This window comes from Dyella sp. (assembly GCF_036384435.1).
Lineage (GTDB): Bacteria > Pseudomonadota > Gammaproteobacteria > Xanthomonadales > Rhodanobacteraceae > GSA-30.
Genome location: NZ_DASVMI010000158.1, coordinates 26,289 through 38,435, shown reverse-complemented (window position 1 = coordinate 38,435; position 12,147 = coordinate 26,289). Strand labels below are relative to the sequence as shown.

Here is a 12,147-nt window from a genome sequence, read left to right as displayed (position 1 = left end):
TATGCCCGTTGCGCGCCTTTCCCAGATCGTGGGGGGCGAAGATGCATCGTTGGCTGAGATGCGAAAACTTTCCAAGGCATTGCGAATACCTTTGTCCACCCTGGTTGCAGGTGATGAAGAACAAGGGCAAGAGAGGGTCAGTGTCTTACTGAGGCAAACGCTGGATCAGCGGGAGCGCAACACCACTTCTTCTATGGCAATCATCTCGGAGCAACTTCGGGATGTTTTTGAGGTGGCCGCCGGTATCCCAGCGCAAAACGGGTGGCTTGATCTTTTTAGAGGTCTGCAAGCGAATGTTGAGCAGGCTGAGAGTTTTGCTGCCATCTTCCGTCGAGCATTTGCTCAATTGGACGACCACGAGCCTTTTCGTTTCTTATCTCAAACGCTGGAAGAGCTTGGTGTCCTCATTGCCTTTGGCCGTGATCCACAAACGGAGGGTGTCTCGGCTTTCGCCGGTGGCCATGCGGTCATCTTGTTGGCACCAAGATCTTTCCGGCCAAGGATGCTCTTTACGCTGGCTCATGAAACCGGGCATCTGGTCGCGCGCCACGGGCAACGAAATGAAGATTTTGCCTTCATGGACAGCGAGGTCGGGGGAGAAAGTGGGAACAACCGCCAAAACGAAGAGCGTTTTGCAGATGCTTTTGCATCATGTCTTCTCTTGCCGGGCCCGGGTGTTCTAAGAACGCTCGAACTGGTGCGGCAACATTTCAGGGCTTCCGGGCCGCTTGGCGACGTGGAGATCCTGGCTCTATCGCGCATTTACAACGTGAGCTTTGAAGTTGCTGCAAGGCGTTGTGAACATCTTGGGCTCCTCCCGGATCGTGGTGCCCGCGCACTCTATCAGCGCATTTCTGACGATTTTGGCAGCCCAGAGCGCCGGGCAGATGAGCTGGGGTTGACTGCTCGGGGCGATATTCCCATTCAAACGTCGCCAGCACTCCTGGCAGAGGCGGTCAACTTGGTCAGGGATGGACGTCTGTCAGCTGGGAAGGCAGCTGAACTCATCAACGTCCCGGTGAACATGCTCTTTGCTGCCAATTCTGGCTGATCAAGTGCTGATGATCCTGGACGCATGCACGCTCATCAATCTCGTCAACGGCGAGGTGCTTGCACTGGTCTTGGGTCTTCCGGATGACGAATTCTTGGTGAGCCCAATGGTCAGGGATGAATCTTCATCAATTGCCCAAGCAGTGGATCATGCGGTCCAGAGTGGACGGTTGGGCTACGTTGACGATGAAATCATCTCAGCGACCGAATTTGCCCAGGCCAAGCGAGAAATGCGCTTGGGAAATGGAGAAACCGAATGCATCTTGGCCGCGGAGAAGCTCGGATGCCATATTGCTTGCGACGACCATCAGGCCCGACTGCGAGCAACGGAAAGGCTTCATGATGCTGGCAGGGTGACAGGATCTATTGGGCTGCTGCGCAGGCTCTGTGGGGCGAATTTGATGGCACCCGAACAAGCCCTGGCTGCTTACAACCTGATGCGTTCCCGTGGGGGATATTTGCCCGCTCTCGGCTTGGAAGATTTCGCGGGCAACTACGCCTAAATGGTCTCCGGCCGGAGTCCTAGCTGATCATGCCGCAAGGTTCGTGTCGTCTTTGTTGCCAGCTGTTGACGGGTGGCGACAAAGGGGTTGCTGATGGTCTTTTTTAGTTGCGAAGGTGATTGAAAGGTGGCCCCGCACTTCTCGCAGCAATGTTCGGTGTGAGGGGTAAAAGCAAGGTCACCTTGATCGAAGTGGTCGTGATCGCATCTTGGGCACGCCAGAGATAGGACACGACCTTCCAGATGAGGCATGGCGGTCTGTGCCATGTAATGGCGGACGTGTTCTGGGTTGAGCTCGATGCCGTCAATGATCACCTGCGCATAGGTGTCATCTATTTCCGGTAGGTCCTGGTGCTCTTCGCTGAGAGCATGAACATGGATACCCGTTTCCTCTGGCTTGTCCGAGGTCCAGACGATGGCTGGATTAGAGCCCCAGATTTGTATGCCTCCAGGGTAATCCGCTTGCTTTAATTTAATTTTGCGAGGCGCTTTGACCTGTCGTCGAGGGCTTAGCTCAATTACGCGTCGAAGTTCGGACAGTGGATTGCCCACACCAATAACTGTGTCTGAAAACTGCCGGCCACAGCCGTGGCATTGATGTTTACGATGCTTATGGACAGCGAACCAGTCGCGGTCAAGGTGCGGGAAGCCACAATGTGTGCAGGTGACGCTGATGGTGTCGAAACCAAAAACGCCGGAGACCATGAAATTGATGGCATCAATCTCGTCTACTGAATACCACTGGCCGGATAAAAGATCTTTTTCGAATGGGATACGCAACTGTCGGAAGGTCTGATCAATATCCTTGCCACCATCAAGATCCTGACGGGCATGAACGTGAATGCCTCTATCGGCTGGGAGGGTGGTGGTGTCATACACGGCGGGCACTGAACCCCACAATGCAACACCGCCTGGATATTTCTTCAAATCCAGATCAAGCATTTCCTCCGGAAGCACCGGAGGATCATGGGCCGCCACACACTCCGGGGCAGCAACTCCATACTTAGCCGTCGCATTGGCATGATGAGCAACGCACCAGAAGCGAGAGCCTCCGTCGCGCCGCTTTCCTACGTTCACAATTCGGCATTTCATGCAGCGAGGGTAGCAAAGGTCTTTGAGTGACGGGTGCACCCTGGCCGGGGCGGTCACCTTGTCCCGTTATGGTGACCAGTCTGTCTCAGACTGACGCTCGACCTGTTGAAGATTTTCCAGGTGGATATTCTGATCTACCTTGCCGCTCAGTCTGAAACAGACTGGTCGCCTACCCATCAAATCGCATCAGACAGCCATTTCGCTTTCCGACGAGGCCTTGGTTAGAGGTCGGGTAACTATTGGTAACTGGGGCACTGGCTGGCTGCCAGTCTGCAACAACCTGACCATCAGAATGGTGCAAGGCGCACCCTGCGCGAAGCCAAGCGGGGCGCGGCCTCGGGCCTTCGGACAGAAGGACTGGAACGATCCACCTTCGACCAGACCGGACAGTCAACTTGTCCAGACTTGGAGAACCGGAGCCGGAGCCACGCAGGCCTAGCGGGTGGGCCGTCCCAGGGTGATGCGCTGGGAGCGTTCGAGCACCCGGCCAAAGATGGCCTCTGCGGCGGTCGCGTCGTCGAAGAGCCCGTCCCAGTCCTCCGGCGCATTCGGTGAGGCGATCAGGACCGCGCTGCCGTGGCGTCGGCGCAGGTCCAGGATTTCTCGCAGGGCATGGCTTTGCTGGCTGTCGGCGCGTTCGAGGGCAAAGTCGTCCAACACCAACAGTTCCGTTCGGCCCAGCTTTTTCAGAAATGCCGGCCACGTGCCGCGTTTTTTCTCCATGGCACACTCGGCCAGGAGTTCCGGCGTTCGCCGGTAGGACACTGACCGTCGCTGCAAGCTGGCCTCCCGTGCCAAGGCGGCCGCCACATAGGTTTTACCGACTTGGGTTTCGCCAGTGATCAGGAGGATGTGTCCTCGCTGAATCCAATCCCCGGTGGCGAGGTTGGCCAAGAGTTGGGTGGGCAACCCGCGCGCAGCGCTGGGCTGGATGTCGGCCAGCGTGATGTGTAGCGGCAGATCGGCTTGGGCCAGGAAGCGCTGGGCGCGCTTCGTGGCGGTGGCCTGGGTCTGGGCGTCCACCAGGGCCAGGATGCAGTCGGCATGGGATCGGCCCGCGCTTGCCGGATCCTCGGCCCACTGTTCCAATCGCGCAGCCATGGGCCCGAGCTTCAAGGCTTTGAGAGCGGCCACGGCGCGCTGCTGGTCGCTCAACATGGCGTGTCCTCGGTTTTTTGAGCGTGGTAACGGGCACCGCGCGCGTAGGAGGTTCTAGGAACCGAGGCCGGCGGTGTGTCTTGCGCTGCGGCATGGTTGTCGAGCACCCGTTTCAACGTGGTGATCCGGGGCGAGCCCAGTTCAAACGTGGTTTTGGCGGCCTGATCCAGCGCGGCCGTTCCATGTTTGCGAACGAGTGATCGCAGCACATCGCACGCGGGCAGTCCCAGGAAGGGTTGGGCACGGTTGACTTGGTGCCTGACGAAGCGAAGGACATGAGGGCCGACATCCTTGGCACAGGTGACCATGCCTTCCGGCGTGCGCCCGGCTTGGGCACGATGCGCCTCAGGTTGATGCGTGCTGACGGTGGTGTGTTCCCCCAGCATCCCGCTTCGCGCATGATGGGCCACGGTCTTCTGCCGGTGGCGCACCTCCACGGTGTCCTCAGTCAGGCGAACTTCGACCCGCTCACCGATCAGGGTGTGTGGCACCGAATAGAAATGTCCGTTGACTGGGATGTGGTAGTCCTTGGGCACCGTCGGCACGACGATCCAATCCGCGTAGACATAGGGCTCCGGCGGCAACGGTCGAAGCGCCGCGCGTTCCAGTTGGTCGAAACGCTGGCGCCGACTGAGGCTGTCCTTGACCATGGGGCGGTCATTGGCCTCATCCAGTAAGGTCGCCACGGCGGCGTTGAGCTCGGCCAGCGAGTAGAAGTGCTGGTGACGCAGGCGGGCCAGGATGCGTTGCTGGGCGACCTTCACCCCGGTTTCCACCGAGGCCTTATCGCGCGGCCGCGAGGGACGGGTGGGCAGCACCGCTAGGCCATAGTGTCGGGCCAAGTCGGCATAGGCGCGCTGGATCTTTGGTGTTTTGCCGGCGGTGGTCACCGCTGATTTCAAGTTGTCCGGCACCAGCACCTGGGGCAGGCCGCCGAAATACTCGAACATCGCCACGTGAGCGCGGAGAAAGTCGGGCACCTGCTGCGTCGCCGTGCACAGGGCGAACATCAGCGAGCTGGCGCCCAAGACGCCGACGAACAACTCCACTGGCACCTTCTTGCCGGCGGGGTCGAGGTAGTGCGGTCGCAGACCCGAGTAGTCCACGAACACCCGCTCACCGGGCACATGGTGCTGTCGCATCACCGTCGGCAAGGTGTCGCGGTAACGCCGCAGTTGGGCCGCCAGGTGAGAATAGGACAGCGCCGTGTCGGGGTTTTCCCGCTTGTAGTCTTCCCACAGCAGTTGAAGGGTCATGCCCTTGGCGTGCAACTGATCATGGAGCAGCGAGAGGTCCGGTGTTTCTTTGCGCCGGCCCCCCGAACGCGGCCGGTTCAGCCGTTCGTGCAGTGCCTGGGGTCCCAGTGTTGCCACCTCGTCCCAGACCAAGGCCTTCGCTCGCGCGAGTTGCCGGTAGCGGCTCACCGTCGTTTTCGAGACGCCGGCCGCCAGGGCGATCTCGTGATTTTTCAGGGTGGTGGTCAGGACCAAGCGAACCACATCGAACGTCTGCATCAGCAACTCCATCGGGAAGAAGGGGCGCTGTTTTAGTCCGCGTTGGAGGGCTGTCAAGTGAGCAGATTGGAATCGAGTCGGGGCATGGCCTGGACCCGCAAACTGCATCACATCAAGGCATTTCCTGGGTCCTCTGACGATACGCGAGGGTGCCCAAATGGGTGTCAGGGTGGCTCAAAAAGAAAGGCCGCCTCCAATGGAGACGGCCCCTAGGTTCGCGGTGCATCAGCGCGTGCGCCTGATTTTCCGGGACACCCAAGTCTTACAGGATCCATGCGTCTTGATGCGCAGTCAGCGCTGGTAATGCCGGTTGGCATGGCCCCAGTTGACAACGCACTGCTGGTCACAAACCCGCAAGGCTCCGGGGCGCGTGAACGACCACATGGTTTCGATCCGGTCGTGAGGCTCGATGCGATCAGAAACCCGCTTTTCCACCCGGCATTCTTGCGTGCGCGCTTCGACGTTGGTGTATTCGACCAAGACTTCATCTTCCGCCAAGTCGAAGTGCTTGTGCAGCAGATGAACCCCGAACTTGGACTGAGCTCCGTGGCGGATGAGAACGTCCCGGATGGCATCGAGCACGGCATGGTCATCGCCGGTCAGCCGCGGCACATCCGCGATGTCGGGAAGCGCAGCCCACTGCATGGGGGAAAGCTGGATCGCGTCAGACATGATGTATCTCCTCTCTGGCCCGAGGGCCTTGGGTGAAAAATGCACGCCCATGGCGTGCTGGCTTATTTCTGGGACTGTTCCAGCACCACCTGGCCCTGCGGATCGAGCACCTGGATTTTGGTGATCTGGATCCACAGGGTCTGCGTGATGCCGCGGACTTTCTCGCCCCCCTGCACATAGGCCCAGACCTTCACCCGGGGGATCCATCCCGCGGACATGCGAGCCTGGATCGCCTTGGCCCGAGTTTCGTCCGGCACGCGAAGCCACTGAAAGGCAGCAGGATTCGTGGGGGCGACGTCAATCATGTTGACCCCGGCGATTTGCCCGTGCGATACACCGGCCTGCGGGTTCATCAGGGCCGAGCCGAAGCCAAAGGCATGGTGGTCGAGGTCGTAAGGGTCCAAGCGACCAGTCGTGTCCACCCACGAGATATAGCGGTGATCCTTAGCTGCGGCCGTTTCTGCGGCGAGCTGGGGGAGGAGCGTGGCTTCCTTGTCGCGCTTCTGGAAGGCATCGGCACCCATGATGCTCGGGTCGATCGACCAGAGCATCATGTCGGATGGCTTGTCTCCGGAGAGCGCGTTATACATCACCCAGACCTGACGCGCCTGAATGATCGGGACGTAGGCGCTGTCCGGCGTGTTGAGATCCGCCGTGGGCAGATCCGAGGAGGCGCCGGTGGAAATGGACACGCCACCGGGAGACTTCGAGCAGGCGGCCAATGCAACGACCAAGAACAAAGCAAGGGTGCGCTTCATGGGCCATCCCTTACATGTTCGATTGGTTGTTTTCGGCCCTCAGGAACCGCCCCTGGGCATCGAAATACAAGAACGTGTCCTTCCCAGACGTGTCGGCCTTCACCGGTGCGAAGGGCACGTAATCGCCGAGGGAGTTTTTGCTGACGATGTATTGGTAATGCCAGCGCGTGGTGCCATCACTTTCCATCTCGCGCTCCTGGGGCTGACCAAGCGTGGCGATGACTTGATCTTGGGTCGTTTTCCCAGACACGAACTGGCCGACCCGGTTTTGGTCATAGTCCCTGCCAATCGTCGTTGCGCAGCCCGTCAAAGCTACGGCCACAGCCAAGCCGAAAGCTGCCATCCATCCGAACTTCATGTGTCGGTCCCCTGTATCGAGGCAGGTGGAGGAGGGGCGCCAAAACTTCACCTGCCCAGCTTTGGCGTCGGGAAGAGGGAGGCCGTCAGCGCCCCTGCAGTCCGTTACGCCAAATATACGAAAAACGTATGAACATATTAAAAATGAATATCTACGCCTGTTGCGTAGCGTGGCGGTATGGTCAGTCCGCCCAACAGTCCGAAGTCCAAGCCGAAGCCCACCTCTGTCCATCGCCCAGAACATCGTGTGGTGGCTCAACTGCTCAGAGAACTCCGGTTAGCGGCCGGCTTGACCCAGCTTCAGGCCGCCACGGCCGTGGGCATCACCCAAGCTGGGGTGTCCGAGATGGAAAATGCTGCTCGGGGGCTGGATCTCTTGGTGGTCCGCGATCTGGTGAACTTGTACGGTGCGGATTGGCCCGCAGTGATCGTCGAACTGGACCGTCGGATTGCCGCCGGCCTGACCCCGGCTAAGGCCCTCATGAAGCCAAGACCTTAGTTCGAGCTAGGAGGACTTGCTCTACCCTCGCTTTATGGTTGGATAGAGACGGTAAAATTCCCCTCAAACATGGGCTTGCTATAATGTTGAGCTCTATTCCCTAGCTGCCGCCTATGCCTGCCGTCAGTCCCACGATGCGTTCCGCCGTCTTGGCCGTCTTACAGGAGGCCAAACAGGCGGGTGTGCGCGGCATTTCTAAAACCAGTTTGACCAAGTTGGTGTATCTGTTGGATTGCCTGTATGCCGAGGGACATGGCGGGCAGACCCTCAGTGGTGCCCACTGGTATCTGCACCACTATGGGCCATTTGCGACAGATTTGGCTTCGGCCATTGATGAGCTTGGTGTCCAGGGAGTTATTCAGTCCAAGGCGGGCGAGTCGAAAAACAAAGAGTTCGCCCTCTTTTGGCTAGGGGAATATCCGGTCGGACCGAGAGCGACCGATCTGGGTTTGTCGGGGTCTTTGGCGTCTCGGTTTGCGGGCTACATCAGCAAATACGCCAATGATTTGAGCAAACTGTTGGACTACGTCTATTTCAAAACGACGCCCATGCGGGATGCGTCTCCCGGGGATCAGCTTGATTTTCATGGATTGGCGATCGAGGGCGAGCAAACTCCTCACCGTCATACGCATATCAAAGACCCAGCCAAGATCATGCGCCTTTTAGAGTTGAGTGAGGCCATGAGAAAGAAATTCGAGGTGGGTAGGGCATCGGCTCGGGCCATGGCTGCCCATCGTCCGATTTATGACGGCGCCTTTTCCCGTGCCATGGCTGAGGCGGATGCCGAAGATGTGACCGGCAACGGCCATATCCCATTTGATGCTCGTTTGATCTAAGGAGTGTGGCGTGGCGGGCTTCGGCAACGGAACTGACATCCACGCCATCTTGCCGGTTTATCACTCGGGCACATCAATCTCGACCGCGGGGCCTCCTGTCGTCGGCCAGCTCGTTCTGACTGTTACCCCTGAATTTGGACATCCCCTGCAACTGTTCGACGCAGAGCGGGCCGATCAGAACAGGCATGCCGCGGTGGGGGGAGAAATCCGTCCGATTGACCCGTCCAAGGATTTCCGACCCAAAAATCGGCTACCGATTTTAAGGTTGAAGCTTGGTGAGTGCGAAGAGCTTTTAGCAGTTCGAGCAAAAGCCCGGCGGTGTGTCGTTCTTGCAGTGGCTGATGGCATACCGGACAACCATTTGCCGGTTGGCGAGAGGAATAAAGCCAGGAACGCCTTTCAGCGGCCGTCATATCTTGTGGCACCCGCTTACTCAGTTTCGACACCAGCGGAGCCGAGAGCCATGACGGTGACGATCGCCGCGCGGGCTGAGTGCCTGGTGTATCCCCAGTTGGTCTTCTTGCCACGCAGTGGCGGCATCATCCAACAGGACAGTGTGGTGCGTTTGGATCGAGCGTTCTGGACCACGTTATCGCCGCCATCGCAGCTATACGCGGCTGCGTTGAGTGACATCCGCATGTCCATCTTGCAGGGGCAGCTCCAAGTGCTTCGAGGCGAGGAGCCTGGGAAGGAATATCTGGAAATGGTGGAGCTTCTACGAGGGGAGCTCGCGGAGGCCCACGCGCAACACCTGCCATGAACCAAGGCAGTGGTGCCGCGAAAGCCAAATATAAAAGGCCGCCTAACTAGGCGGCCCGGTCGTTACGGCTTGCGGCCTTTACTTCGCCGTTGGAAGGCGAGCACGGTGCCAGTGGAAATGCCAGCTTCCGCAGTCTCGGGTTGCTGTCTGATGCGCAAGCCCGACAACGGGATCACGTCTGCCTTGTCGTTGCTCAAAAAGCCCTCGGGTAAGCCAGCGAGCATTTCGATGTCTTGCGCTGAGAGCCCAAAATGGCGAGCGATCCCATCTGCGGGCATCGTGTTGGAGGACAGCAAGAGTTCGATGGTTCTTTTGAGCAGCCTGGGTTTTTCTGGGATGCGGCCATCATCACCTGGTTCCGACTTGACGCCCCAACGAGCAGAACGGCGCTTGAACAGAGACAGTTTGTCCTCTTCTGAAATTAACCCAAGGGCATCCAGCCGCATCACCAAGGCAGCAACAGAGACCCCCCAACGCTGTTTGAGGAGAAGCAGGCTATCCAGTGTCACTGGCAGCCGGATCTCAGCGGAAAAACTTTCCGCCGGTAGGAGAAATGCTCCGGCGAACCGGTGAGCTTGCTTCTCCATTTCGTTGTGGCGGAGCCTTTCGGTGGCCCTTGGGATGTGCTTGTGGAGGACCACATGCCCCAGTTCGTGGGCGGCGTCAAAGCGACTGCGAAAACCGTTGTCTTTGTCGGCAGCAAGAAGAACGAGTGGCCGCTGAAGCCGGTGGCTCCACGCGGAAAGTCCTTCAATCTGCGCGACTCCCGTTTCCTCCCGGATAAGGATGGCGCCGGCGTTCTCAAGCGCAAGGGCGACATCTGGGATGGGGCCCGAGCCAAGGCGCCAGAGGTCACGGCAGTCCTGAGCAGCAGCCTCAATGTCTTCCGGGGTGATTTCTTCCGGGTTTGTAAACGTTTTCTCGGGAAAATGCACTGCGGGGAAGTCCACGAACTCTTCCAGGCTGGCAGCGATCTCCTGAGCCCACTCCAACCGACCTTCCAGCATTTCACGCGCAGCTTTGTGCGCAGAGGCATTGCTGCGAAAGAGCGGGGTGGTTGTCTTTTCTTGGATTGGCCGCGTAAACCATTCGGGCTGGACATTGACCACCGAGGCCAGCCTTTCTAGCTTGTCCGCTTCGGGGGCTTGGGGCCCCACCCGCCACTTGCTGATGGTGGAGGGGGATACGCCAACCATGGTGGCGACCTGCACCTGCGACAAACGCCTTATGGCCAGGATTTGCGCTAAGCGCCCTGGCTGAAACCCGTTAATTCCCCGCGTCATGGCTACGTCCCTTCTGGGTTTGAGCCCGTCTTCTGTTGGGTCTTCAACATCGGTACTGCGCGGTCATCTTGAACGGCGACATCGTTGTAACGTTGAACAAACAGCGAAACAGGCTCGTGAAAAAGCCAGTCAGTCATATGCTGATTGGGCACGGCGATCTCGATCGACATGGGCTTCTCGCCATGTTCGAGCGATGCACTGAAAATGCAGACAAAGAATACGGACCCGGTGGTGATGGGCTTCTGGCTGTCAAAGAGGCCACCCTGCACCAGAGGTTCAATGGCAGCGTTGGCCTGCGCCATCACACGCCGTTTGGCACTGCGACGAGCGTTGTACCAAGGCCCCTGCCGGAGGTTGAAACGGCCGAGCTGGAAGATGCCGGCCCGGCCCGTAACCAGCGAGTTGCCCTTGATCGGCGTGGGAAAAGCGCCCGATCCTTCCAGGGCGGCGGCAAACCCTTCGTTCATGTGGAAGTGACGAAGCTGGCCGACCACGCTGGGGAGGTGCCCATCATTCATCCCTTTGGCCTTGCCAAAGGCACGCTGCGCACCGGTTTCCAGCAGCTCCTCGACGTTGAGCACCAAATCGCGGGACAGGTGGGCCAAGAGTAACTGCTGAATGGTGGGCTTATCCAAGGACTGCGCCTGCAGAGTTGCGTTGAGGCGGATTTCACCACTTAAAAGTTGCGTGTGTCAATAGAAGCCGAAGTTCGGCTCGTTGCCCCCAATGGTGCCCAGCTTTGGTGTCACGCCTGGCTAAATATGCCCACGCGGGTGGACCAATATCGAGCGCCGGATGTCGCCGGCGCTCGTCATTGACCATATCTTAGGCGTCACGTCGGACCTAAGACATCTAGCTACCCCAGTGCTTCGTGGCTTGTTTGGGCTTAGTCGCTGCTAAGTTTTTTGACTATGTTGTCGCCCCGTGAAGAGCCGAAACTTTTATAGAGAATGCATCCAGCCCCATGCTCGGATTCGACCTCGGGCAAGAATCCCACTTGATCCCAGCCGTCAGCATGCGCTGTTTCGGTAAACCATTCTTTTACTTTTTTAGTGATCCGTTGCCGTTCTGCACCATTGGCTTGGTTATAAAGGTTCAACACTCTATCCGCTGGGCACAATGCTGCTGGCGCTGCTGGTGACCGCTCTGCTGAGCGAGGAAACTTAAACTTCCTTCCTTTCACAGTGACTCCCCAAGGTTCGTCCAGTTGTCGAGCAATCACAGCAAAGCGCGGAGTCTGGCGTCAAGTTGGGTGTGATAGGGTTCTGGGACTTGGTCAACATCGGAGGTCAACACCACCGAGTTGTCTCGCGCATCAAGGGCATATCAGTCAATGGCTTGGGCCCTGTTACAGGGTGGGCAAGTCTCCCAGCCAGCTGAGACGCTTAAATGCGTCACTAAACCCCTGATTATTCAGGGGTTTTTTATGGGCGATTTGTCAGTATTTCAACCAATAGTTGCATGTTGCCCTTATTGGGCAACGGTTGGAGTCCTCTGGCGTGCTCCGAAAAGTGCGCTAGAAAAAATGAGCCGTTTTTTGAGCGCCTTGTTCGTTGATCAAATATGAGTAAAATATGCGCATGGGCTGGGAGCACCGACCTATTTGCGGTGCGTCGAGCGATTGCCTCACCTAGCTCACCCATTCAAAAAAGACCGCCCTTTTTAG

Annotated in this window: 14 protein-coding genes; 5 read left to right on the top strand and 9 right to left on the bottom strand. The window is 58.3% G+C overall.

The window, feature by feature from the left end:
• Position 1: 1 nt before the first annotated feature.
• The gene (locus tag VF436_RS15835) at positions 2-1,051 is read left to right on the top strand and encodes an ImmA/IrrE family metallo-endopeptidase (protein ID WP_330904994.1); all 1,050 of its coding nucleotides are present in this window, start codon (positions 2-4) and stop codon (positions 1,049-1,051) included.
• Positions 1,052-1,055: 4 nt separating this feature from the next.
• Entirely contained in the window at positions 1,056-1,553 is a 498-nt protein-coding gene (locus tag VF436_RS15830) for a hypothetical protein (protein WP_330904993.1), read from the top strand.
• Here the strand turns inward: VF436_RS15830 and VF436_RS15825 are convergent.
• The 6 genes from VF436_RS15825 to VF436_RS15800 all read right to left on the bottom strand — a co-directional run bounded on the left by VF436_RS15825 (position 1,550) and on the right by VF436_RS15800 (position 7,104).
• Entirely contained in the window at positions 1,550-2,494 is a 945-nt protein-coding gene (locus VF436_RS15825; RefSeq protein ID WP_330904992.1) for a hypothetical protein, read from the bottom strand. The genes VF436_RS15830 and VF436_RS15825 overlap by 4 nt on opposite strands.
• Positions 2,495-3,079: 585 nt before the next feature.
• Positions 3,080-3,802, bottom strand: a complete 723-nt coding sequence (locus VF436_RS15820; protein WP_330904991.1) for an ATP-binding protein — start codon at positions 3,800-3,802, stop codon at positions 3,080-3,082.
• Positions 3,796-5,316, bottom strand: coding sequence for an IS21 family transposase (istA, locus tag VF436_RS15815; protein WP_330904990.1), 1,521 nt, complete (start codon positions 5,314-5,316; stop codon positions 3,796-3,798). Before istA ends, VF436_RS15820 begins: the two co-directional genes overlap by 7 nt.
• A gap of 291 nt (positions 5,317-5,607) precedes the next feature.
• A complete protein-coding gene (locus tag VF436_RS15810) occupies positions 5,608-5,988 on the bottom strand; it encodes a hypothetical protein (protein WP_330904989.1) in 381 nt (126 codons plus the stop codon).
• A gap of 62 nt (positions 5,989-6,050) precedes the next feature.
• A complete protein-coding gene (locus VF436_RS15805) occupies positions 6,051-6,746 on the bottom strand; it encodes a hypothetical protein (RefSeq protein WP_330904988.1) in 696 nt (231 codons plus the stop codon).
• A gap of 10 nt (positions 6,747-6,756) precedes the next feature.
• Entirely contained in the window at positions 6,757-7,104 is a 348-nt protein-coding gene (locus VF436_RS15800; RefSeq protein WP_330904987.1) for a hypothetical protein, read from the bottom strand.
• Positions 7,105-7,281: 177 nt separating this feature from the next.
• Between VF436_RS15800 and VF436_RS21735 the strand changes: the two genes are divergently transcribed.
• The 3 genes from VF436_RS21735 to VF436_RS15790 all read left to right on the top strand — a co-directional run bounded on the left by VF436_RS21735 (position 7,282) and on the right by VF436_RS15790 (position 9,198).
• Positions 7,282-7,602: a helix-turn-helix domain-containing protein gene (locus VF436_RS21735; RefSeq protein ID WP_414649872.1), complete on the top strand. Its 321-nt coding sequence runs from the start codon at positions 7,282-7,284 to the stop codon at positions 7,600-7,602.
• 134 nt (positions 7,603-7,736) lie between these two features.
• Positions 7,737-8,438, top strand: coding sequence for a hypothetical protein (locus tag VF436_RS15795; RefSeq protein ID WP_330904986.1), 702 nt, complete (start codon positions 7,737-7,739; stop codon positions 8,436-8,438).
• A gap of 10 nt (positions 8,439-8,448) precedes the next feature.
• Positions 8,449-9,198, top strand: coding sequence for a hypothetical protein (locus VF436_RS15790; RefSeq protein ID WP_330904985.1), 750 nt, complete (start codon positions 8,449-8,451; stop codon positions 9,196-9,198).
• 62 nt (positions 9,199-9,260) lie between these two features.
• Here VF436_RS15790 and VF436_RS15785 read toward each other — a convergent pair whose 3' ends face one another.
• From VF436_RS15785 to VF436_RS15775, 3 genes are all read right to left on the bottom strand, one after another.
• Positions 9,261-10,481, bottom strand: coding sequence for an XRE family transcriptional regulator (locus VF436_RS15785; protein WP_330904984.1), 1,221 nt, complete (start codon positions 10,479-10,481; stop codon positions 9,261-9,263).
• Between the two features lie 2 nt (positions 10,482-10,483).
• Entirely contained in the window at positions 10,484-11,116 is a 633-nt protein-coding gene (locus VF436_RS15780; RefSeq protein WP_330904983.1) for a hypothetical protein, read from the bottom strand.
• Between the two features lie 251 nt (positions 11,117-11,367).
• The gene (locus VF436_RS15775) at positions 11,368-11,580 is read right to left on the bottom strand and encodes a hypothetical protein (protein ID WP_330904982.1); all 213 of its coding nucleotides are present in this window, start codon (positions 11,578-11,580) and stop codon (positions 11,368-11,370) included.
• Positions 11,581-12,147: the final 567 nt, after the last annotated feature.